Annotated in this window: 20 protein-coding genes; 12 read left to right on the top strand and 8 right to left on the bottom strand. The window is 37.8% G+C overall.

The window, feature by feature from the left end:
- Positions 1–113 precede the first annotated feature (113 nt).
- Complete coding sequence (locus IC610_RS09665; protein ID WP_191736668.1) at positions 114–839, top strand: SAM-dependent methyltransferase; 726 nt, start codon at positions 114–116, stop codon at positions 837–839.
- A 274-nt stretch (positions 840–1,113) separates the two neighbouring features.
- Positions 1,114–1,830 (top strand): ZIP family metal transporter, encoded by a 717-nt coding sequence (locus IC610_RS09660; RefSeq protein WP_191736667.1) that lies wholly within the window; start codon positions 1,114–1,116, stop codon positions 1,828–1,830.
- Positions 1,831–1,910: 80 nt separating this feature from the next.
- On the opposite strand, the gene IC610_RS09655 is transcribed toward IC610_RS09660, so the two are convergent.
- Together IC610_RS09655 and IC610_RS09650 are read right to left on the bottom strand one after the other, a co-directional pair.
- The gene (locus IC610_RS09655) at positions 1,911–3,302 is read right to left on the bottom strand and encodes an OmpP1/FadL family transporter (RefSeq protein WP_228462896.1); all 1,392 of its coding nucleotides are present in this window, start codon (positions 3,300–3,302) and stop codon (positions 1,911–1,913) included.
- 56 nt (positions 3,303–3,358) lie between these two features.
- A complete protein-coding gene (locus tag IC610_RS09650; RefSeq protein WP_191736665.1) occupies positions 3,359–4,483 on the bottom strand; it encodes a prolyl-tRNA synthetase in 1,125 nt (374 codons plus the stop codon).
- Between the two features lie 144 nt (positions 4,484–4,627).
- On the opposite strand from IC610_RS09650, the gene proS reads away from it, so the two are divergent.
- The 9 genes from proS to IC610_RS09605 all read left to right on the top strand — a co-directional run bounded on the left by proS (position 4,628) and on the right by IC610_RS09605 (position 14,739).
- Positions 4,628–6,103 carry a proline--tRNA ligase gene (gene proS / locus IC610_RS09645; RefSeq protein WP_191736664.1) on the top strand — a complete coding sequence of 492 codons (1,476 nt, stop codon included), beginning with the start codon at positions 4,628–4,630 and terminating at the stop codon, positions 6,101–6,103.
- 112 nt (positions 6,104–6,215) lie between these two features.
- Positions 6,216–6,593: a DoxX family protein gene (locus IC610_RS09640; protein WP_191736663.1), complete on the top strand. Its 378-nt coding sequence runs from the start codon at positions 6,216–6,218 to the stop codon at positions 6,591–6,593.
- Between the two features lie 266 nt (positions 6,594–6,859).
- Positions 6,860–8,158 carry an OmpA family protein gene (locus IC610_RS09635; protein WP_191736662.1) on the top strand — a complete coding sequence of 433 codons (1,299 nt, stop codon included), beginning with the start codon at positions 6,860–6,862 and terminating at the stop codon, positions 8,156–8,158.
- Positions 8,159–8,272: 114 nt separating this feature from the next.
- The gene (locus IC610_RS09630) at positions 8,273–9,604 is read left to right on the top strand and encodes an Nramp family divalent metal transporter (protein WP_191736661.1); all 1,332 of its coding nucleotides are present in this window, start codon (positions 8,273–8,275) and stop codon (positions 9,602–9,604) included.
- Positions 9,605–10,099: 495 nt separating this feature from the next.
- Positions 10,100–10,636, top strand: coding sequence for a nucleotide exchange factor GrpE (locus IC610_RS09625; RefSeq protein WP_191736660.1), 537 nt, complete (start codon positions 10,100–10,102; stop codon positions 10,634–10,636).
- 98 nt (positions 10,637–10,734) lie between these two features.
- Positions 10,735–11,856 carry a molecular chaperone DnaJ gene (gene dnaJ / locus IC610_RS09620; RefSeq protein ID WP_056077097.1) on the top strand — a complete coding sequence of 374 codons (1,122 nt, stop codon included), beginning with the start codon at positions 10,735–10,737 and terminating at the stop codon, positions 11,854–11,856.
- Positions 11,857–11,945: 89 nt separating this feature from the next.
- Positions 11,946–12,626, top strand: a complete 681-nt coding sequence (locus IC610_RS09615; RefSeq protein ID WP_191736659.1) for a hypothetical protein — start codon at positions 11,946–11,948, stop codon at positions 12,624–12,626.
- 16 nt (positions 12,627–12,642) lie between these two features.
- Positions 12,643–13,656 carry a glycoside hydrolase family 43 protein gene (locus IC610_RS09610; protein WP_191736658.1) on the top strand — a complete coding sequence of 338 codons (1,014 nt, stop codon included), beginning with the start codon at positions 12,643–12,645 and terminating at the stop codon, positions 13,654–13,656.
- A 78-nt stretch (positions 13,657–13,734) separates the two neighbouring features.
- On the top strand, positions 13,735–14,739 hold the full coding sequence (locus IC610_RS09605; protein WP_191736657.1) for a YncE family protein: 1,005 nt from the start codon (positions 13,735–13,737) through the stop codon (positions 14,737–14,739).
- 2 nt (positions 14,740–14,741) lie between these two features.
- On the opposite strand, the gene IC610_RS09600 is transcribed toward IC610_RS09605, so the two are convergent.
- Both IC610_RS09600 and IC610_RS09595 read right to left on the bottom strand, forming a co-directional pair.
- Positions 14,742–15,668 (bottom strand): acyltransferase family protein, encoded by a 927-nt coding sequence (locus tag IC610_RS09600; protein WP_191736656.1) that lies wholly within the window; start codon positions 15,666–15,668, stop codon positions 14,742–14,744.
- 74 nt (positions 15,669–15,742) lie between these two features.
- Positions 15,743–16,627 carry a DUF808 domain-containing protein gene (locus tag IC610_RS09595; RefSeq protein WP_191736655.1) on the bottom strand — a complete coding sequence of 295 codons (885 nt, stop codon included), beginning with the start codon at positions 16,625–16,627 and terminating at the stop codon, positions 15,743–15,745.
- 285 nt (positions 16,628–16,912) lie between these two features.
- On the opposite strand from IC610_RS09595, the gene IC610_RS09590 reads away from it, so the two are divergent.
- Positions 16,913–17,773 (top strand): alpha/beta hydrolase, encoded by an 861-nt coding sequence (locus IC610_RS09590; protein WP_191736654.1) that lies wholly within the window; start codon positions 16,913–16,915, stop codon positions 17,771–17,773.
- Positions 17,774–17,959: 186 nt separating this feature from the next.
- Here the strand turns inward: IC610_RS09590 and IC610_RS09585 are convergent, their stop codons facing one another.
- From IC610_RS09585 to IC610_RS09570, 4 genes are all read right to left on the bottom strand, one after another.
- On the bottom strand, positions 17,960–18,691 hold the full coding sequence (locus tag IC610_RS09585; RefSeq protein ID WP_191736653.1) for a DedA family protein: 732 nt from the start codon (positions 18,689–18,691) through the stop codon (positions 17,960–17,962).
- A gap of 87 nt (positions 18,692–18,778) precedes the next feature.
- Complete coding sequence (gene prfB / locus IC610_RS09580) at positions 18,779–19,891, bottom strand: peptide chain release factor 2 (protein ID WP_056077080.1); 1,113 nt, start codon at positions 19,889–19,891, stop codon at positions 18,779–18,781.
- 137 nt (positions 19,892–20,028) lie between these two features.
- Positions 20,029–20,988, bottom strand: coding sequence for a T9SS type A sorting domain-containing protein (locus tag IC610_RS09575; RefSeq protein WP_191736652.1), 960 nt, complete (start codon positions 20,986–20,988; stop codon positions 20,029–20,031).
- 570 nt (positions 20,989–21,558) lie between these two features.
- Positions 21,559–22,914, bottom strand: a complete 1,356-nt coding sequence (locus IC610_RS09570; RefSeq protein WP_191736651.1) for an AAA family ATPase — start codon at positions 22,912–22,914, stop codon at positions 21,559–21,561.
- Positions 22,915–23,056 lie beyond the last annotated feature (142 nt).

Raw genomic sequence — 23,056 nt, 5'->3', positions numbered from 1 at the left:
TGTAATCTCAGAACATATTTCATCACCGACAGATTATTTATAATTTTAATACTGTTAAATAAACATCTGGCATCTTACATCACGCATCCAACAAAAATCCTTATTTTTGCACGATGGAATGGTTTGAATCTTGGTTTGACACACCTTATTATCATATTCTCTACAGCAACAGAGATTATACTGAAGCAGAAAATTTTATCACTCAGCTGACTGCCGAGCTGCAACTCCCAAAAAATTCAGAAATTATTGATCTCGCCTGCGGAAAGGGAAGACATTCTGTTTTCTTGAACAAATTGGGTTACAGAGTTTTGGGTCTTGATCTTTCTAAAAAAAGTATTGCACACAACAGGCAGTTTGAGAATGAAAACCTCCAGTTCGCTGTTCACGATATGCGTGACAAAGTAAACCATCAGCCCGTAGATGCTGTTTTCAATCTGTTTACAAGTTTTGGCTATTTTGATTCTGAAGACGATGACCGAAAAGTATTTAAATCTGTTTCTGATGTTTTGAAAACTGACGGATATTTCGTTTTAGATTATTTAAATGAAAATTACGTCAGAAATAAAATGGTATCTGAAGCTGAAATTAACCGTGGTGGAATTGATTTTAAAATTTCCAAGAAAATCGAAAATCAGCATATTGTAAAAGAAATTAAATTTACCGCTGACGGGCAGGATTTTAATTTTTTCGAAAAAGTAAAACTGCACACACCAGATTCAATACAAAAATACGCTGAGGATAATGGTTTTGAGCGGGTGAAAATCTGGGGCGATTATCAGCTGAATGATTTTGACGCAGAAGTTTCACCGAGATGTATTAATTTATTTCGAAAGAAGTAATTAGAAGTAAAAAGTTCGGGAATGAAAACCATTGTTATATTTACGATAGCAACCTTACTTTCATTATACGCTGGAATTGAATCAGGATATTTTCACAGTCATACTCCTCCGTTGCCGTTTGTCATTTCTGGTTTGCTGTTAATAACCGGAATACTTTTAATTATTATCAGGAAAATATTGTTTGAAAATAAAATAATTTTTAGAATACATCTTATTTTAATAAGTATAAATCTACTCATAGTTTTATATTGTTTATCACCCCTATTTATTTAATATGATTGTCATTTTACTTATTTTAAGTGTTCTTGCCGGTGTGTTTCTGGGTAAATATTTCGGACAGACAGAGAAGTTCTCGAAAAATCTGCTTATTTTAAGTGCAGGATTTCTGATTACAATCTGCCTCAATGAAGTCTTTCCTGAAGTCTATCATCATCACAATGAATCCGGAATTAATCTCGGGATCTTTGTAATCGGCGGTGTTCTGTTACAAATGATTTTAGAGGCTTTAACCAAAGGTTTTGAGCACGGTCACTTTCATCATCACAACGACAGCACGGTTCTTCCGATGGCTTTGATGGTCGGACTTTTCATCCACGCTTTTATTGAAGGAATTCCTTTGGCCAATGAAACGAATCCGTTTTCTCCTTATCTGATGGGAATTGTTTTTCACAATCTTCCGATTTCATTTATTCTGGGGGCATTTCTATTCAACAGAAAAGGTTCAAAAATGTCTTACCCCTCGATGCTGATTGTGGCTTTATTTGCTTTGGCATCGCCATTCGGAATGTTTTTAGGAAATTATTTTAATCCAAACTGGCAGCCTTACTTTTTAGCAATAGTAGGCGGAATCTTCCTTCATATTTCATCAGTCATTATATTTGAAAGCAACAAAAACCACAATATCGACTGGTCTAAAATCGGTCTCGTGATCGTAGGAGTTTCTTTAGCTTTGATCATGCATTTATTTCACAGTCATGATCACCATCATTAATATTTTGATTAAAATTAATAGAACAAAGAGCTCTGCAATAATACTGCAGAGCTCTTTTTATATCATCAACTGATTGGTTTTTAAAACTTCCAGCCGAATGTCACGTAAAAATTATTGATTACGTTCTTCACGTCAGAAACAACGTATTCTGAGCTGCTAATTAAACGACTTGGAGAATAGTATCCATCTTCAATACCCTCAGTCTGATCTATAACACCAAATAATAATGGATTATTAAATGTTGAACTTATATTTTGGAAGGTCGCATCGATATAGAAAGATTTGAAATCGTATCCTAAACCAAATGACAATGCGTTTCTATCACCTAAAATCATATTATTATAGGATTGATCAACTGGATCTCCACTGGTACCATTAGCGCCATATCTACTCACTGTAAGTGCATCAAAAGGACTTGCTGTATAAGAATAACCTCCTCTTAATCTAAATTGTTTCACTCTGTATTCAGCTCCCAACTTCACTTCAGACAAACTCCTCTGATTTTGATCAAAAAAATCATTTAGCTGTCGTTCAGCTCCACCGTATACTTTGTAACTTGGCTTGGTTAGTCCTAATGTATAATCAAGGTTCATTGAAAAATTTTTGTTGGCCACAAATGCTGCACTCAGTGTTGCTTTCATTGGAGACGTAAGCCTTCTGTTTTCAACAGCATAATCATCACCAAACTGGGGGTCATTGTAGAAGTTGTAGCTTCTGTCAATATCCCAGAATGTCGGTGTTTCAATTGCGGCTCCCAATCTAAAGTTACGACCTAATTTTCCGATTACACCCACTGACGCTGAAAAGCCTGAAGATCTTTCAAAATAAGGTGTATTCTGCTTGCTTAAATAATCTACACTACCATTCTGTAAAGACTGAAGCGCTGCGGTATCGGATTGATCTAAAGATACATTGGAAAAATTTAATCCCATACCAATGTAAAGATTATGATTATAATTGGCACCGACCCCAAAACTGGTTTTAGACAAAGTTCCATATCTGTCATAAGCATGTCTTGCCAAGGCAGAACTGTTATTAGCATCAAAATCAAAGACGATATTACTGTTCCCGGGAGTTTCAATGTAATTATCAATGGATTGGTTTGAAAAATTCACACCAATATTAACAAACTTCCATGCACTCTCCGTCATCAGCTGGAAAGTCATCACACCACCTACATTTCCCAAATCTGCATTATTCACTTTATATCCAAAAGATGATCCTGCATAATTTGATGTATTTTTATTAGACATCACAGAAAGCGTTCCCGACACTTCTCCGGAAATGGCAACACCTAAACCTGCCGGGTTGGTAAGCAATGCGTTTGCATCACCACCCAAAGCACCGTTTGAGCCTCCCATTGCATTAAACCTTGCCGAACCTCCAATCTGAGAATTCGAATACACGTCCAACGTGTTTCTGATCAATGAAACATCCTGCGCCTGTACGAAGAAAGCCGCAGAAATGCTCATTATAACTAAAGATTTTTTTAACATTATTATTTTTAGAATATGTTGAAACTTAATTTCTATCTGCCTCCACGGAAACCGCCGCCACCGCCGCCGCCTCTGAAGCCACCGCCGCCTCCGGTAGAACCGCCGCCTCCTCTGAAGCCGCCACCGTTACTTGGTGATGTCCACCCGCCGTTGGATCTTGGTGCTGACTCATTTCTGAATCCTCCATTGTTATTCTGGTTATTATAACGGGGTTGAGATTGATTATAATTAGGTCTTGTACCACTGTTGTTTCTGAAACCACCCTGACCCTGAGGTCTGTTGTAACCGGATTGCGGTCTTACACCATTATTATTTCTAAATCCACCCTGTCCCTGATTTCTGAAACCTGAATTCCCCTGGTTTCTAAAACCGGAATTATTAGAGTTTCTAAAACCTGAACTGTTCGAATTTCTGAAGCCTGAACTGTTTGAATTTCTGAATCCGTATCCCGGAGCAGTATTTCTGCTTACGATATTAGAATTTCTGTTGGTAAATCCATAACCGTTTGCTGCACTTCTTCTGTTGTATGGTTGGTAATAGTTTCCGCCCCAGTAACCGGCGCCCCATCCTCCGTAAGGATAGCCACCCCAGCCCCAGTAGGGGTTATACATTCCCATTCCCCAGCCAGAACCCCAGCCCCAGCCGTTGTTCCAACCCCACGGGCTGTATCCCCAACCCCAGCTGTTGCCCCAGCCGAAAGACATTCCCATGCCCCAGCCGCCGCCCCAGCCCCAACCGCCGTAGCCGCCATACATACCCCAGGGACCGCCCCAGCCGCCCCAACCCCATGAGTTATCATAGTAATTGGTTTCGCTTCCTGCATAGTTCCCAAAGTCTGAATCTGTAGCGCCCTGATCATAGTTGGTATTCCAGGTATTGTAAAGATTGCTTTGCTCATAATTATTTGCCTGAGCATTCTGGATAGTAGTATTATCCTGCTGATAATAATCGTAATATTCTCCTACTCTGTTTCCACCTTCATTTACGATAACACCTTCAGGTAAAGTATCTTTGCTGGGATCATAGTATACCCCGTCTGTCTCGCTGTAGCCACCCATCTGAGCCCCGCAAGAAACTAAAAGTAATCCGCTGGAAATGGCCAGGATACCCTTTGACCTTAAAATCCCAAGCAAATTTTTATGTATATTTCTTTTCATGATGACGTAAAAATTTTTTATTTAAATTATATTTGCATTCTGTACCAAAAACATACCAAATAAACGGTATAAAATTCAATCAAAAATAGACTTTTTATTTTAGATTACAATTATTAATAAAAGTTAAAAAAATTCTATAAAATAATGGCAAAACTTACCTCAAGAAGCGATGATTACAGCAAATGGTATAATGAGCTTGTTGTAAAAGCTGATCTGGCAGAAAACTCAGGAGTTCGTGGATGTATGGTGATAAAACCCTACGGATACGCCATCTGGGAGAAGATGCGTGACGAAATGGACAAAAAATTTAAGGAGACCGGTCACGTGAATGCTTACTTCCCTCTTTTTGTGCCCAAAAGTTTATTCGAGGCTGAAGAAAAAAATGCTGAAGGATTTGCAAAAGAATGCGCAGTAGTTACCCATTACAGACTTAAAAATGATCCGGACAATCCGGGGAAACTGATTGTTGACCCTGATGCCAAGCTTGAAGAAGAGCTTATCGTAAGACCAACTTCTGAAGCCATCATCTGGAGCACCTACAAAAACTGGATTCAGTCTTACAGAGATCTTCCGATTCTGATCAACCAATGGGCAAACGTAGTACGTTGGGAAATGAGAACGAGACTGTTTCTGAGAACAGCAGAATTCCTGTGGCAGGAAGGCCATACTGCTCACGCAACGAAAGATGAAGCTGTAGAAGAAGCGGAAAAAATGAATAAAGTATATGCTGATTTTGCCGAAAAATTTATGGCAATGCCGGTTATTCAAGGTGTAAAAACACCTTCTGAAAGATTTGCAGGCGCAGATGATACTTACTGCATCGAGGCATTAATGCAGGATGGAAAGGCTCTTCAGGCTGGAACATCTCACTTTTTAGGACAGAATTTCGCGAAAGCATTTGACGTAAAATTTACCAACAAGGAAGGAAAAATAGAGCACGCCTGGGCAACTTCATGGGGAACATCGACACGTTTGATGGGTGCTTTAATCATGACGCATTCTGACGATTTAGGTTTGGTTTTACCTCCGACTCTGGCACCGATTCAGGTGGTGATTGTTCCTATTTTTAAAGGTGAAGAACAACTGGCTCAAATCAGCGAGGTCGCTTTAGACATTCAGGCAAAACTCAAGGCAAAAGGAATTTCGGTAAAATTTGATAATGATACTCAGAATAAACCGGGCTGGAAATTTGCAGAATACGAACTGAAAGGAGTTCCGGTAAGAATTGCAATGGGACCAAGAGACCTTGAGAATAAATCTGTAGAGATTGCAAGACGCGATAATCTGACAAAGGAAACTGTCTCTATCGAAGGTTTGGATTCTCATATCGAAAATCTTTTAAAGACCATCCAGACTGATCTATACGAGAAAGCTTTGAACTTCAGAAAAGAAAATATTACAAAGGTTGATTCCTATGAAGAGTTCAAAAAAGTTTTAGACGAAAAGGGCGGATTTATCTACGCTCACTGGGACGGTACAGCAGAAGAAGAAGAGCAGATTAAAAATGAAACTAAGGCTACGATCCGATGTATTCCCTCAGATAATGATGTGGAAGAAGGTGTTTCTTTGGTTACAGGAAAACCTTCAGCTAGAAGAGTTTTATTTGCAAAAGCTTATTAAAAAATTCTTTCAAAATATAAAGAAGATCGCTGCGGCGGTCTTTTTTTGTTTACAGCAATCTGCTTTTTGGTACTGAAGTTGATTTTTTACATACAACCCACAAAAATATATTATGGAAAAGCAAAAAATAGCACAGATCGCTCTAGGCGGAATGCTCGTTGCAGCGGGCATTGCACATTTAACGTTTGCCCGCAAAGAATTTCAGGCGCAGGTTCCCGATTGGGTTCCCCTCAAAAAAGATGATACCGTTGTTTACTCCGGAATTGCAGAAATAGCTTTGGGAACCGGCTTAATCTTAGCACCGAAAAAATATCAGAAACCCGCAGGAATCATTGCAGGAACATTCTTCGCCGCTGTATTTCCCGGTAACATTTCTCAATACCTCAACAGAAAAGATGCTTTTGTTTTAGATACAGATTCCAGGCGTTTTGCACGACTTTTTATGCAGCCTGTTCTGATTGCATGGGCATTATTTTCAGGTAAAAAATAATTCCGGACAAAAAAAGTTTGGATTATAGATGTGCGGAAATTTTTAAATACTACAGAAAAAATAATCTTCAAAAATCTTATATCTTTCTTTATAGATAATGCTTTCAGGTAAATGGAATTCTGATGAATTTTAAAATGAAAACTTCACAACGAAAAGCTTTAAATTATATTAAAAACCTATTTTAAATCAAAATTTTTCAATTAAACTTAAAATATTGAAAAGTTTTTTATTAATTTTAAAATACATTAACTACAAAATAAATTATTATGTCATTGAATCTAATTGATCTTATTAAAGGCCAGCTCGGACCGGCTTTTACATCGCAGACAGCCCAGCAACTGGGAGAAAGTGAATCCGGAATTTCGAAAGCTGTCGGCGGACTTCTCCCGGCAGTTTTGGGTGGACTGGCCAACAATTCTGATAAACCGGAAGTGCTGGATGCCATTACAGGAGCTGGTTCGGGAGATTCTGTTTCGAATCTGAGTGCAAACGTACAGGGAAACAGCTGGATCAACACGCTTTTGAGAAGTATTTTTGGTGAACAGCTTTCTACTTTGATTAATTCTGTAGCAACCTACGCAGGAATCAGTTCTAACTCCGCAGGATCTCTCTTAAATCTTGTAACCGGAGCTACAGCAGGATCCGTGGCAAAGTATGCCCAGGATCAGAATCTCGACATATCAGGAATTTCACATCTTTTGAATGAACAGAAAGGTCTTGTTTCAGGTTTATTGCCTGCAGGATTATCTTTAGCTTCATTAAATCTTGGAAACTGGGCAAAAGGTTACGGTTTTGACGGAAATGAAAATCCTGCAACAACAACTCCCAAAGCTGAGCCTCAGGTTGAAGTAACAAGAAGTGTAGCTGACGGAGGCACTTTTCCCGACAGAAATACCAGCGAAGGCGGCTCAATCTGGAAATGGTTGCTTCCTCTTTTGCTTTTATTGGCTGCAGGATATTTTGTCTGGAAACAATGTGAGAAAAAAGAAACAACAGTTACAACAACAGCAAATGATTCTATCGCAGTTAACAGGTCTGATACTGTTGATGCCTATACCGGAGATTCTGCAAACTCCCCAGCTGAAGCACGTACAGACGAAAGCATCGATCTTAACGGAGTTACGCTGATGGGTTACAAAGGTGGAATGGAAGATCAGATGATTGCTTTTCTTAAAACTGATGGCTATAAAAATGCCTCAGATGATGCTGTTTTGAAAGATCAGTGGTATGATTTTGACCATGTAAATTTTAAAATGAACAGTTCATCTGAATTAGAGGCCGGCTCAGAAGGTCAGCTGAACAATCTTGTAGCTATCCTCAAAGCATATCCTGATGCAAAAATTAAAATCGGAGGTTATACCGACAAAACCGGTGACGAAGCTACCAACGTGAGAATTTCTACAGCAAGAGCTAATTACATAAAAGACTGGCTTGGTAAAAACGGCGTTGGTACGCAGGTTTTAGGAGCCGAAGGATACGGAAGTAAATTTGCAACAGTAGATGCATCTGCTTCAGATTCTGAAAGAGCAACTGACAGAAAAATGTCTGTAAGATTCGCCAAATAAATTCTTTAGAATCAATAAAAATTAAATCCCGAAGTAAATCTTTGGGATTTTTTTGTTTAAATATGATTGAGTTGGTACAGATTTAATTACATTTGTTAGTCATTTCTAACAAATATGAATCTGAAATTAAAAAGTGCCTGGCGTAAAGAAAAAACCATGCATTCTCTTCCCGAAGTTTACTCTTCCGTCAAGATCCCAAAAAATGGAAGTTTTTGGCGAAAATATCTTGCCTTTGCCGGACCTGGTCTGATGGTAGCTGTGGGATATATGGATCCCGGAAACTGGGCTACAGACATTGCCGGTGGTGCGCAGTTTGGCTATACCCTTCTCTCAGTAATTCTGATTTCAAATATATTTGCGATGGTTTTGCAGCATCTTTCAGTAAAACTGGGTGTTGTTGCAGAAAGAGACTTGGCACAGGCATGCCGTGACCACTATGGTCCCAAAACCAATTTTATACTCTGGATTTTATGTGAAATAGCCATTGCTGCGTGCGATCTGGCAGAAGTCATCGGATCTGCAATTGCATTAAATTTACTTTTTGGAATTCCGCTAACCTGGGGAATTGTGATTACTACTATTGATGTTTTGATTATTCTTTTACTTCAGGCAAAAGGTTTCCGCTGGATTGAAAGTATAGTTGGCGGACTCATTTTTATTATTCTCGGATGTTTTGTTTATGAACTCGTGATTTCAGAACCTGCGTTAAAAGAAATTTTTGGAGGACTTGTTCCCAAAAAAGAAATCATCAGCAATCCGGCAATGCTGTACATTGCAATTGGAATTCTTGGTGCAACGGTGATGCCTCACAATCTTTATCTCCACAGCAGTATTGTTCAGACCCGTGATTATGACAGAACTAAAGAAGGAAAGAAGGAAGCTATAAAATTTGCTACTGTAGACTCTTCAGTTTCATTGATTTTGGCGTTTTTCATTAATGCTGCAATTCTAATTCTGGCGGCTGCAACCTTTCACACCAGCGGAAATAAAGACGTCGCAGACATTCATGACGCTTACAAAATGCTCACCCCAATCCTTGGAGCTTCGATGGCGAGTATTGTTTTTGCCATTGCGCTTTTGGCATCGGGACAGAATTCAACTTTAACGGGAACCCTAGCCGGACAAATCGTAATGGAAGGCTTTCTGAATATCAGATTAAAACCCTGGCTGAGAAGACTGATCACAAGATTGATTGCAGTAATTCCGGCATTGATTGTGGCAATAATCTATGGCGAACAGGGAACTACTGATCTTTTGGTTTTAAGTCAGGTAATTCTGTCGATGCAGTTGAGTTTTGCTGTTGTTCCTTTGGTTATGTTTACCAATGACAAGGGAAAAATGGGAGAATTTGCCAACAAACCATTTCTGAAAACCTGTGTCTGGATTATTGCGGTGATTATTATTGTGCTGAATATTTATCTTTTGTACCAGACTTTTACTGATTAGGTTGAGGTTGAGATAAAAAAATATCATTATTCAATAGCTTATTTCAAAATTTGGCTCTTTTTACTTTTTACCTGGCTCTTCCAATAAGGTTATTTATATTTTTTACTTAGCTCTTACAATCTTGTTTCTTTCAAAACTAGCCCGGATAGAAGCGGCATCCTTTTTTGTGGCGGACGGAACGAAGAGGAGACCGCTGCAAAAAAGATACAGCGGATAGCCGGATTAGCTCCTAAATGATTTGAAATTTTAGGTTTGAGATATGAGATTTGAGATTTTAGTTCGGGATCCCGCGGCGAGATTTGGGTTGAGGTTGAGATAAGAAAAAAAAAATTATGATTTAACAGCATTTTTAAACTTGATTCTTTATACTTTTAATCTGGCTCTTTCTTTACGGCTCTTTTTACTTTTGCCTTGCCTCTTCCTCATCTGCCTAATTGTCACTTTTTTTTCTTTGGCAGAATCTTTGTCAAAACACCTTGTAAAAGTTATTGAAATATGGAAAATCAGGATATCAACGAAGAAAACATCAATCAACAGGAAGAAGTACAGGTTCAGAACGAAACAGTTTCTGAGGAAAATGTGACAGCAGAACCGACGGCAGAGGAAGTTTTGGCACAGGAAAAAGATCGTTACATTCGTCTCTATGCTGAGTTTGAAAATTATAAAAAGAGAACATCAAAAGAAAAGATGGAGTACTTCCAGTATGCTAATCAGGAAATGATGGTTTCTATGCTTGGTGTTTTGGATGATTTTGAAAGAGCGATCAAGGAAATTGCGAAAAACGAAAACGCAGCTGAACTGCAAGGTGTTGAACTGATCTATCAGAAATTTAAGAACAAATTAACTGAGAAAGGTCTAAAAGCCATGGAAGTAAGAGCCGGAGACAGTTTCAATGTAGATTATCACGAAGCAATTACACAAATTCCTGCACCGTCTGAAGATCTGAAAGGAAAAATCGTAGACGTTATCGAAACAGGATATACTTTGGGAGAAAAAGTAATCAGATTCGCGAAAGTAGTAACAGGAAACTAATTTAATGAATGATAAATGATGAGTGATAATTGATAACATACTCATCTTTTAATTTTAAATATCTTTTATCATTTATCAATAATCAATTATAAGAAAAGATGTCAAAAAGAGATTATTACGAGGTTCTTGAGATCAGCAAATCTGCATCAGCCGACGAAATTAAGAAAGCGTACCGCAAAATGGCGATCAAATATCACCCTGATAAAAATCCGGGTGACAAGGAAGCTGAAGAAAAATTCAAAGAAGCTGCAGAGGCCTATGAAGTGTTGAGCGACGACAACAAGAAAGCGCGCTACGACCAATATGGTCATGCAGGAATGAGCGGTGCCGGTGGTTTTGGAGGCGGCGGCTTCGGCGGCGGCGGAATGAATATGGAAGATATCTTCAGCCAGTTTGGCGATATTTTCGGTGGTGGTTTCGGCGGATTTGGCGGCGGCGGTGGTGGCCGTCAGCAGGTGAAAGGTTCAAATCTCAGAATCCGTATCAAGCTTAATCTTGAAGAAATGGTGAACGGAACACAGAAAACTATCAAAGTCAAAAAGATGAAGATGGCGGAAGGTGCTACGTCTAAAACCTGCCCTACCTGTGGCGGAGCCGGAGTTCAGATGAAAGTTATGAACACGATGTTTGGACAGATGCAGACGCAAACCACTTGTGGAACCTGCCAGGGAATCGGTAAAGTTGCCGATAAAATTCCTGCTGGAGCCAATGCACAGGGTTTGATAAAAGATGAAGAAGAAATTTCAATCAACATTCCTGCGGGAGCCAGAGACGGCATCCAGCTGAATGTAAGAGGAAAAGGTAACGATGCACCATTTGGCGGAGTTCCCGGTGATCTTTTGGTGATTGTAGAAGAAGAGGTTGATCAGACGATCAAAAGAGAAGGCGACAATCTTCATCAGGAGCTTTATGTTTCTTTTGCAGAAGCTGCATTGGGAACAAAAAAGGAAATACCTACAGTTGGCGGAAAAGTTAAAATAACCGTAGATGCAGGAACTCAGTCGGGGAAAATCCTCAGACTTGCCGGAAAGGGTCTGCCAAGCATCGACAGCTACGGAAAAGGCGATATGTTTATTCACATTAATGTCTGGACGCCGCAAAAATTAAATAAAGAGCAAAAAGATTTCTTTGAAAAGATGATGAGCAGTGGTGAAATGGAAGCCGAACCATCTGGAAAAGAAAAAACTTTCTTTGATAAAGTGAAGGATCTATTCAATTAAATATACGGGAGGCTTTTTTAAGCCTCCTTTTTTTATTCATCAAATTTTAATCTATATTTGTTTGAACACCCCGACATTTACAAAAATTAATGGATTCCAAAATTGTTTTTTTATACTCCTGTAATGAAATAGCCAATCAGCTTGGAGATTTTAAAATCTATGAAAAAGGGCGACGGCTGAAAAAAGTTGCATCGGATAAAGATATTTTCTTTGAAATCACCTTTCAGACTGGTTTCAACAATCATTCTTCTCATATTATGATCAATCCCAGTATGGCTATTTATTCTACAAGTCTAAAGAAATGGCAGATTGAAAATATCAAAAGTGAATTTTGTACGGGATTAATTTATGCCAACCACATCGGATATATTACACCACTCCAAACCTGGAAAAAATGGAATTTAGCAGGATTGTCTCATGAAAAATCAATCAGTGAAATTGTGAAGAATATTCAAAAATTCGTATTACCCATTTTTGAAATCTTTGATGCTAAAGAAACTGCTGTTGAATTTCTAAAAAACAAAGGAACAAAATTCAACCCTTACTGCGAAGATTCTTTAGGTCCACTTGCTTTTCTACTTTGCCATACCGATCACGAAACTTCTGAGCTGTTTTTTAATCATTATATTGAAAACAGTATTAACAAAGATAAAATCATCAGCTTTTTTGAAAAATTAAAAACCGACAAAGAAATCGACCTTAATCATTCTGAATTCGTTGATGCTGCTCATATTAAACTTGCTTTCATCAATAACCTTTCTTTGAAATAATTAAAACTTTCCAACCATGAAGAAGATTTTTGCATTCATCATATTTTCACAGAATTTTTATGCTCAGGAGGCTCCAAAGTATCTTTTTAATGATTTGTATTTTGCCGATCCTTCGGTGCATGTCTTTAATAATAAAATTTACATTTACCCTTCTCATGATATTCAGACTGAAGTGACAGATGCCAATAACGGAGGGCATTTTAATATGAAAGACTACCATGTTTTGAGTCTGGAATCTCCTTCTCACAAAGCAAAAGATGAAGGTCTGATTTTAAAACTTGAAGATATTCCGTGGGCCGAAAAACAGCTTTGGGCGCCTGACATTGCAAAGAAAGGCAAAAACTATTATTTCTATTTCCCGGCGAAAGATAAAAACGGTATTTTTAGAATTGGCGTGGCAAGTTCTAAAAATCCTGAGGGACCCTTTAAAGCAGAAAGAGAGCCTATCAAAGGAACTTACAGCATTGATCCTAAAGTTTTGGAAGACAACGGTAAATATTATATCTATTTTGGAGGTTTGAAAGGCGGCCAGCTTCAGCAGTACAGAAATAATGTTCATTCTGAAAAGTATCCGGAATTAGGAAAAGACGAAAAAGCACTTCTTCCGAAGATGGCTATGCTGAAAAACAATATGAAAGAACTGGCGGAGGCACCGAAAGACATTCAGATTCTGGATGAGAACGGCAATCTTCTGAAGGCCGGCGACCAGCACCGGAGATTCTTTGAAGGAGTCTGGGTTCATCAATATAACAGCAAATACTACCTGTCCTACTCTACCGGCGAAACCCACAAACTGGTTTATGCCATTGGCGACAATCCTTATGGGCCGTTTACTTTTAAAGGTGAAATCCTTACACCTGTTGTTGGCTGGACAACGCACCACAGTATTGTAGAAATCGACAATAAATGGTATTTATTCTATCACGACAGCAAAAATTCCGGTGGAAAAAGTTACTTAAGAAGCTTGAAAGTGAGAGAATTGAAATACAATGATAACGGAAAAATCATTCCGATGAACGGACAGGATTAATATTGATTTAACTTAATGCATAAAAATTTATCATAACAGAGGCTTTTAAGTCTCTTTTTTATTTTTAAATCTTAACTAATGAAGTTTATACATTTTCTACTTCTTTTTTGCAGTATTCAATTTTCCTTCGCACAAAACAAATACATTCTTGCACTTTCAAAATCAGATCATCAAATGGTGGTTTTAGATTATGATAATTTAAGTATCATTAAAAAAATTCCGGTAGGAGAAGATCCACATGAACTTATCGTATCGGAAAACGGAGAAAAAGCTTATGTAGCCAATACATCTAATGGAGCTGCTCATGAAATAAATGTTATAGATCTAAAGAATTTAGTTCCGAAACAAAACATTGATATCCGTCCTTTGTACGGCGCTCATGGTTTGGCATTAAATGATAACAAACTTTGGTTCACTGCACAGGGTTCAAAATCTGTAGGAAGATATGATGTAAGCTCAGAAAAGCTTGAATGGTCTGTGGGAACAGGGCAAAATGTTACACATTTGATCCATGTGACTTCCGACTCTGAACACTTTTACACCACAAATATAGAATCCGGAACGGTAAGTATTTTTGATCATGTTTTGTTGCAGCCAACTGTTCCGCCCACGGGAGTTTTACCTCCGAACGTAAAACCACGCCTGGACTGGATTCAGACTTTAATACCTGCAGGAAAAGGTGTGGAAGGTTTTGATGTATCGCCCAATGGAAAAGAACTTTGGGCAGTGAGACCAGATGGGCATATCATCATCATTGATCCCGAAAAGAAGATCATTAAGCAAGATTTAGACACCAAAGTTTTGGGACTGCACAGATTAAAATTCAGTTTTGATGGTAAAACTGTTTACGCAGTCAGCGTAAAAACCGGCGACCTGCTGTTTATAGATTTCAAGAGCAGAAAAGAACTTAAAAGAATTAATGCGGGACAAGGCGCGGGATTGTTTGTTGACCATGAAAGAAACAGACTTTTTGTGTCGTGTACACCCAATAATTACATTTCAGTTGTTGATTTAGCAACTCAAGAAGTCATCAAAAAACTGGAAATTGGTGGGCGACCGGATGGAATGGCGATTTCAAAATAAAATTAAAGAAGATACTTTAGCTTTCGGTTTAAAAACACCAAAACTAAACTTGACAAAATAAGAGAACTTACAAAAAAGAAATCTGCATGCTGCAGTACAAAAAGATTTTCAGATTTGTAAACATAAAACATCAGCAGCGGATGAATAAAATAGATGGCCGTGGAAATGCTCGCCAGAATTTTTGAATCGGTTTTATATTTTAAATTTTTAAAGTAAATAAACAGGAGCGGACAAGCTATCAACAGGGAAAATAAGAGATCGACACTTTCCTTTTTCGAAAGTTTAAGAATCTGAATATTGACAAAGGCTTCCGCGATGACAGCTGTAACTGATAATAAAACCAGCCAGAGTGAAGGATTTCTTTTCACATCCCATTCGTATTTTTTAATCAGAAAACCAATGGTTAGAAACGGGAAGCAGTCGAAAAGAAAGTTCCGGTACATCGGGTAGCGGTTGAAGAGCTCATTCGTTTCGCCTTCAAAAAAATGAGAGTTTCCTAAATATTGAATTGTATAACCACAAATGAAAGACAGAAAAGTCAATAAAATCAGGAGTTTCGGGCTTTTATTTCTGAGATAAAACAGAAGAATTCCGGCAAATAAAGTTCCGTTGAGATACCATAAATGATGGTAACCGAAAACGATATTCGTAACTGCATCACCTTCTTTCCAAAGCGGAATGTAGACGACCGTCCAGATTGCGTATAAAATAGAGATTCTGAAAAGCCACTTTTTAAGTTTCGAAAAATCATTAACAAAGGAAAAATAATAGCCGGTAATAATCAGAAAAACGGGAACTCCCAAGCGGAAAAGCCCATTAACAAGCAGATAGCTGACTGTTGGATACGAATCTCTGAGAAAATGAATATGAAGCCCGACCACAAACATGGCGAGAACAATTTTCAAAAGATCTATTGCTAAGCTTCTCATTTTAAACGAAAAAGTTTACGAAAACCGTTCAAAAACATCTTCGTAAACCTTTATATTTTTTTATTAATCAGTTTCTATTTTCCGGAAACAAGGCTGTATGCTTTTTTTCCAACAGTGAACAAAGCTACACCGATCAATCCACCTGCAAGACCGAAGACTACCTGTTTTAAAGTGGCGTTCCAGTCAGGTAAAATGTGATGCAGATATTCAATCCTGTGGGCGAAAATTTCTCCTGCAACCATGATCAAAGCAATTGTTCCAATCACACCTAACGATTTAATTACCCACGGCAACGCATCTACCAAGAACTGACCTAATTTTGATGCAAAACCTTTACCGTTACTTTTTTTGATTAATTTGAAACCGGCATCATCCATTCTCACAATTAATGCTACAATTCCATATACACCAACTGTTGCTACTATGGCAACAAGGCTTGTTACAAGAATTTGGGTAATGAAAGGATGGCTTTCTTCAAGCACAGTTCCCAATGCGATAATTACAATTTCCAGAGAAAGAATAAAATCTGTGGTCACTGCAGATTTCACTTTTGCTTTTTCGATTTCCTCGGCGGTCTGTGTATCAGCTTCCCGCTCTTCTATGACCTCGTGCCCTTCCTTTTTCCGGTGAAAAAGAAACTCAATAATTTTTTCGACGCCTTCAAAAGCCAGATACATTGCTCCGACAATTAAAATATAGTTGATAGCCGGCTGATACAGCCAGTTCAGTAAAAATACAATGGGTAGAATAATCAGTTTGTTTAAAAACGAACCTTTGGTAATTGCCCACAGCACAGGAATTTCTCTTGAAGACATAAACCCTGTAGCTTTCTCGGCATTCACGGCAAGATCATCACCTAAAATTCCTGCTGTTTTTTTTGTAGCTATTTTAGTGGTTACCGCCACATCGTCCATTAAAGCTGCAACATCATCAAGAAGTGCAAAAAAGCCTGAAGCCATAAAATTTAATTTATTTTTAAGGTTTGTTAAAATAAAGCCTGCGCAAAAATAATGTTTTAATTTGGTTTTGATAGATTTTTAAATTTCATTTTATTATGAATTGTTCATATTAAAAAACTAAACAGTCTGAAAAATTTTCATTTTTTAAAGCAAATTTCTGTCTGAAGTTCCTTCGTCATCGCTTCATCATATCTGCGTCCCAACAATAGATTAAAAATTGGTTTTAAAAATTTAAACAGAGTGTAAAATTGATCATCAAAAAAAAATTCTCCTTACCTTTACTCTATGAAAAAGCTGATTCTCAATTACCATTACTTCGTTTTAGGATTAGCGGGTTTTGCTTTAAATTCCTGCAATTCAAAATTCAGAGTTTGGGTAGGAAATGATGCTCAAAAAGTTTACAACCTGAAATATGGTGACGACAAACGCCAAAAGATGGATGTTTTTCTTCCTGCGGATTACCCCAGAGAATCTCCTGTCGTCTTAATCATCCACGGTGGCGCATGGAAATACGGCAGAAAGGAGCACATGATTAAGATTCAGAAAATGCTTTTCGACAATAATATTCCGAGTGTCAATATGAATTACCGTTTGGTAAAAAAAGGAATTACCTACCGCGAACAGCTTGAGGATATTGATCTGGCTATTGAAAAGTTCAATTCTCTTTCCGAAAAATCAGAATTGTTACCTGATAATTATATTCTTCTGGGCGAAAGTGCCGGTGGACATCTGGCTCTGCTCTACGGCTACAAAAATCCTGACAGAATCAAAAAAATAATTTCACTGAGCGGACCAACCGACTTTTATTCTGAAGAATATCTGAAATCTTTTTACTCAAAATATACTTCCGGAACGATCCAGAAAATGGTGGGGACAAAATTTAAAAGAAAAAATCTTTCCGAAGAATTTAAAACAGCAAGTCCGGTAGCAAATGTTTCATCCGTACCAACGCTTTTATTTCAGGGAAATACAGATTTTCTGGTGAATCAGAAACAGGGACTGGCGTTGGATTCAGTTTTAACCAGGATGAATATTCCCCATAAATTGGTTTTTATGGAAAATACGGGGCATGCGCCACGCTTTTTTAATAAGACAAAAAGAGACAGTATTATTTATCCAAATATTTTGGAGTGGATTAAAAAATGAGTAATGGGTAATGAGTAATGAATGATGAGTGATGAGTGATGGATGATATTTAAGAAATATTAAATCCTTTTTAAAAAAAAATTGCAAGTTTGCAACCTTAACCTTAACCTTAACCTTAACCTTAACCTTAACCTCATCCTTAACCTCAGTTCAAAACAAAAAAACCTGCCGGAGCAGGTTGGTATTTTATTTTTCTTTGTCGTTTTCTTGTTCTTTATCAATCAGTTCGTCAAGAACCTCATCTTCCACAATTGGATTTTCTTTTGGTGCTCCGAAAGCGAATTTCAGAATTACAGGAACCGTTGTTACCAAAACGATAATAATAATAATGAACTCCAGTTTTTCTTTCAGATTAATTCCAAACTGATCCATGAACAGTTTATCCAGATAGTGCCCCGCAAAAATCAAACTGAATGACCACAGTACACCACCGATGATATTGTCCCGAAGGAAAGCTTTCTTATCCATGTTGACAATACCTGCAACAATCGGCATAAAAGTTCTCACCACAGGTAAAAATCTCGCCATAATTACAGCTAAAGCTCCGTTTTTTTCAAAGAAATCATGCGCCTGATAAAGGTATTTCTTCTTGAAAAGAAAAGTATCCTGTTTTTTATACAAAGCCGGTCCTGTTTTGCTTCCGAACCAATATCCTACCTGATTTCCAACGACTGCAGCAAATGCAACAGCGGTGGCAAGTAAAGTAGTATCCAGAAAGTCACTTCCTGTAGAACCGAATGTTTTTGAGATAATGTCTACGGCATAAATTCCGGAAACGAAAAGCAGTGAATCTCCGGGAAGGAAAAAACCTACAAACAAGCCTGTTTCGGCAAAAATAATGAACAAGATTACCCAAAATCCACCCATGTTGATGTAAAATTCGGGATTTAATAAATCTCTCCAGCTATTGTATTCCATATATAATGATGATGAACAAAAATAAGCTTAATAAAATTATGCTGAAAATATATTAGCATATTTTAACTTAAATATAAAGATGATATTTTATAGGTCGAGATCGTCGTCTGAAACTGCCGTTCCGTCAGCCATTAAAAAGGCTTTGAGGAAGGGCGTAAGATTACCGTTCATCACACCGTCAACGTCCGAAGTTTCATGTCCTGAACGTACATCTTTGACGAGTTTGTATGGATGCATTACGTAATTTCTGATCTGACTTCCCCACTCGATTTTCATTTTGCCGGCTTCAATTTCGTTTCTTGCCTTTAATCTTTCTTCCAGTTCCATTTCATATAATCTGGACTTCAAAAGCTGCATTGCTTTTTCCTTATTCTGAAGCTGGGAACGCGACTCTGAGTTTTCGATGATAATTCCTGTCGGGGCGTGGCGAAGACGGACAGCGGTCTCAACCTTGTTTACGTTCTGTCCACCAGCACCTGAACTTCGCATGGTTTCAAATGAAATATCAGCAGGATTAATGTTAATTTCAATCGTATCATCCACCAAAGGATAAACATAAACCGAAACAAAACTTGTATGTCTTTTCGCATTGGAATCAAAAGGTGAAATTCTTACCAGACGGTGCACCCCGTTTTCGCCACGAAGATATCCGAAGGCAAACTCACCGTCAATTTCCATGGTTACCGTTTTTACACCGGCAACTTCCCCTTCCTGATAATTGAGTTCACGAATTTTATAGCCCTGTTTCTCTGCCCACATATTGTACATTCTCATCAGCATCGCAGCCCAGTCGCAACTTTCTGTTCCACCCGCTCCCGCAGTGATCTGAAGCACAGCAGAAAGCTCGTCGCCTTCATTAGACAACATATTTTTAAACTCTATGTTTTCTATTTTTTCCAGTAAAAGAGGAAAAGTTTCGTCGAGTTCTTTTTCAGAATCAGGATCTTCTCTGGCAAATTCCAGTAACACTTGGAGGTCTTCAAACTGTGTATGGATATCTTCATAATCTTCCACCCATTTTTTCTTGGAGCGAAGCTGTTTCAGGAACACTTCAGCGGTTTTAGGATTATCCCAAAATTCCGGAGAAGCGGTTTTCTCGTCGTCATTGGCGATTTCGATTTTCTTTTTATCAATCTGAAGATATTTCTGAAGATCTTCTATTCGGGACTGTGTTTCTTTTATCTGGTCGTTGTTGATCAAAACATAAAAATTTGAACTGCAAATTTACGGATAAATCACGAAGATTCAGCATAAAAAACAGACCTCAAAAAGATGATGAGGTCTGATTCCAAACAAACATTTACTGTTTCTAACAAAAAATAATTCTATGAAAAAATTTACTTTTTAATGACTTTCTTTGAAGTCTGTGTACCGTTTTTAAATTTAAGAACAACAGTGTAGTTACCGCTTTCCAGAGAAGAAAGATCTAACTGCGTCTGAGGCTGAATGTCTTTCATTAAAGTGCGCCCCGTAAAATCAACAATACTTACAGAAGCCAAATCTTTAATGTTATCAAAATAAATTGAATCTGTAAATGGATTTGGATAAACTGCTGATTTCTTTTCTGCCTTGGCATCTGAAACAGACAAAACAAGCCCTTGGGCAGAGATTGCAAAAACATTGACGACCGTAACATCAGTGGATGTTTTCTTTACAGTAACAGACGTTATCATTTTAGACTGATTCGCTGTGGAAAGAGTCAAAGGGATCTGGTAAATTCTCGGATTTGTACCGCCGCCGTTTTCCAAACCATTTGAATTTCTGTTGATTCTTCCAATTCCCTGAATTGCAAAACTGGTTCCGTCATACCAATCCTGAAAACTGGTGTTGGCAAAAACCTGCGTCGTCCCATCCTGAAAATTTACTGTAATTTCTCCGGTAGACGGACCACTGCCACTTACCGCTAAAACGTAAAGTGTGGTTGCAGATCCGGGAATGGCAAATGTGAGTGTTCCGGTGTCATTGGCATTGGGAAGCCTTAAGGAATTATTCGCAGAATAAGGTGCCAGCTGAAAAGTTAAACCACTGGTTCCCGCTGCTGCAGAAGCGATCAATCCGTTTTCAGGGAGACCGTACGTCAGTGTTGCAGATGTGGAGGTGAGTTTGTAGTCTTTAGACATATAAGCAAAGTTATCTGTCGGCTTATCCAGACTTGCGTTGGTAGATGACGATGCTGCACCAATTCCGTTTGCGATAACATCAGCATTGAATCCTGAAAGTGAAATGGTCTGGTAAGTTTGAGCGTTTGCAACGGCAAAAGCCAAAACCAATCCAAGAGAGAGGAATTGTTTTTTCATAGTTAACTGTTTTAGGTTTAATTTTTTTAAGTCTGACTATTTCCAATTACGAATACTTTAGTGATTTAAAATTTTATATTAATTTAAATACTGAAAAGATTAATAATGAAATCAACTAAATACCGAAATAATCATTTTACTGAAAATTAAGTATTCACTTTTAAAAGAAATAGAAGACGAACAAATGTAGTGGAAAACGTATATAAATGTGGTACTCAGGATACTCATTTCATACTCTGAAGATTTTCAAACTGAGTTTTCAGCAATAAAAACTGCCTTTCACTGTATAAATTTATATTCAAAAACTAAAATCGTAATCAAATGGGAAATTTTAATATTTTTGATTCTTAATAAAATTTAAAAATCCTTTAACAAAATAAATGATGGCCAACTGACCATCATTTACGTGTAGATTTAAAATATTTTAAGCGTAGCTGAATACAAATCACAATTATTTTCAGTCCGTTCAGGGTTAAAAGATGCGACCGTAAAAATTATCTGAATTGAAAATTTAGATTTGAACTAATCCAAGGAACCAGCGTCTTTTTAAAATCTATCAGTAATCCGCAATCAACCTTTTTTATCTTCTCCTTCATTGTGCTGAAAACCTATCGCACGCCGCGGCGGCTCCACAGCTTTGTAAGATTCCAGTTCTGATTTTAATGCTTTTATTCTCGACTGAAAATCTTCAAGATTATTAATCACTGCATCGTTAAGAAACTGAGCCACCTGATCGAGGTATTCGGGAGTAAGTTTCGCGGCAGCTTCCCGAAGCGCAGAATTGATCAGATTCTGATCGATGATTAATTTTTCGTTTCTCGTTTTCTGATAGAGATTTTTAATTCTCTTCTTTAAACTCTGGCTGAAATCGATTATCATCGTGTTGCTGAACGTTTTCATTCTCCCCGAAACCGTATGCCAGAACGGAATTTTATCTGCTTTGTTGTGTTTCAGAATTTTGTAGAGTAAAGAATCTTCTTCAAGACCTTTCAGCATTGAATACAGAATAATCTCCGCTCTCTCAGCGGCGTTGGGAGGAAAAACAGGAACTAAAACATCAAATCTGCCGGGAGCGAGGATTTCTTCATCAATTTCCGAGACAGAATTGGCCGAACCCAACATCAGAATATTTTCCGAAGTGAATCTGCTGATGTGGTGAAGAATAACTTCCTGCGTTTCCAGATTGCATGCGGCAATACTGTTCTCGGGATTTCTGTCCATCATTATTTCATCAAAGTCTTCCAGAAAGAGAGCCGTCTTTCCGTTTTTAAGTATTGTAAGCAGAAAATCGTTGAAACTCGTCTGGGTACCATCTACGAAAGAAGTTGAGAGGTAATGTTTTTTGATTTCCTTAAATTCATAGCTGATGATTTCAGCAATTTTGTGAGCCCAGAAAATTTTTCCGCTTCCGGGAGGCCCATATAAAATAATTCCTGCAGGCTTATGAATTCCCCAGTCTTTGATCTGCTGAGGATTTAAAAACGGTTCCAAAACTCCTGAAATATAAAAGAACAGATCACGGTAACCGATAAAATCTCTTTTTTGCAGGCTGGTTTTATTTCCGAAATAATTGTAAACGAACTGATAGTTTCCGCCCAGTTTCTGATCAACCCCAAAACTGGAAACCGATGATCTGAAAAAACCGTTGTCGAAAATATTATTCTGATTTTCCTTAATAACTTTCTCAACCTTTTCCTGAGGTTGTTTTATGGTTTCGGCTATTTCTTTTGCCGATTTATTTTCATCCAGATCTTTCTCGTACTGACGCAGAAAATCTGAATTTTCGCGGGCAAATTTTTCAAAATCATCTTTTACCTCAAAATTGGTGGAAATACACTCTCCGAGATCAAGATCAAAATCCTGAATAAATCTTTTAATGGCTTCGGGAGTTATGCTGAGTTCGTGTGCGAGTTCTGTAAGCTTCATATTCAAATATACTAAATTTTGCTTTTGCAAAATTGAGATTTGAGATTTGAGATTTGAGATTTGAGATTCGAAATTCAAAATTCAAAATTCAAAAATTCAAGATTTGAGATTCAAGATTCGAGATTTGAGATTCGAGATTCGG

The organism is Chryseobacterium caseinilyticum (genome assembly GCF_014837145.1).
Classification (GTDB): Bacteria; Bacteroidota; Bacteroidia; order Flavobacteriales; family Weeksellaceae; genus Chryseobacterium; species Chryseobacterium caseinilyticum.
This window is presented reverse-complemented; position numbering and strand designations above follow the sequence as displayed.

Coding starts and splice junctions, on each gene's coding strand:
- IC610_RS09650 (WP_191736665.1), bottom strand. CDS start 4,483: ATGAAAAGAAATATACATAAAAATTTGCTTGGGATTTTAAGGTCAAAG.
- IC610_RS09575 (WP_191736652.1), bottom strand. CDS start 20,988: ATGAAAAAACAATTCCTCTCTCTTGGATTGGTTTTGGCTTTTGCCGTT.
- dnaJ (WP_056077097.1), top strand. CDS start 10,735: ATGTCAAAAAGAGATTATTACGAGGTTCTTGAGATCAGCAAATCTGCA.
- IC610_RS09570 (WP_191736651.1), bottom strand. CDS start 22,914: ATGAAGCTTACAGAACTCGCACACGAACTCAGCATAACTCCCGAAGCC.
- proS (WP_191736664.1), top strand. CDS start 4,628: ATGGCAAAACTTACCTCAAGAAGCGATGATTACAGCAAATGGTATAAT.
- IC610_RS09600 (WP_191736656.1), bottom strand. CDS start 15,668: ATGAGAAGCTTAGCAATAGATCTTTTGAAAATTGTTCTCGCCATGTTT.
- IC610_RS09655 (WP_228462896.1), bottom strand. CDS start 3,302: ATGAGCATTTCTGCGGCTTTCTTCGTACAGGCGCAGGATGTTTCATTG.
- IC610_RS09590 (WP_191736654.1), top strand. CDS start 16,913: ATGAAAAAGCTGATTCTCAATTACCATTACTTCGTTTTAGGATTAGCG.
- IC610_RS09625 (WP_191736660.1), top strand. CDS start 10,100: ATGGAAAATCAGGATATCAACGAAGAAAACATCAATCAACAGGAAGAA.
- IC610_RS09630 (WP_191736661.1), top strand. CDS start 8,273: ATGAATCTGAAATTAAAAAGTGCCTGGCGTAAAGAAAAAACCATGCAT.
- IC610_RS09605 (WP_191736657.1), top strand. CDS start 13,735: ATGAAGTTTATACATTTTCTACTTCTTTTTTGCAGTATTCAATTTTCC.
- IC610_RS09660 (WP_191736667.1), top strand. CDS start 1,114: ATGATTGTCATTTTACTTATTTTAAGTGTTCTTGCCGGTGTGTTTCTG.
- IC610_RS09595 (WP_191736655.1), bottom strand. CDS start 16,627: ATGGCTTCAGGCTTTTTTGCACTTCTTGATGATGTTGCAGCTTTAATG.
- IC610_RS09665 (WP_191736668.1), top strand. CDS start 114: ATGGAATGGTTTGAATCTTGGTTTGACACACCTTATTATCATATTCTC.
- IC610_RS09610 (WP_191736658.1), top strand. CDS start 12,643: ATGAAGAAGATTTTTGCATTCATCATATTTTCACAGAATTTTTATGCT.
- IC610_RS09615 (WP_191736659.1), top strand. CDS start 11,946: ATGGATTCCAAAATTGTTTTTTTATACTCCTGTAATGAAATAGCCAAT.
- IC610_RS09585 (WP_191736653.1), bottom strand. CDS start 18,691: ATGGAATACAATAGCTGGAGAGATTTATTAAATCCCGAATTTTACATC.
- IC610_RS09640 (WP_191736663.1), top strand. CDS start 6,216: ATGGAAAAGCAAAAAATAGCACAGATCGCTCTAGGCGGAATGCTCGTT.
- IC610_RS09635 (WP_191736662.1), top strand. CDS start 6,860: ATGTCATTGAATCTAATTGATCTTATTAAAGGCCAGCTCGGACCGGCT.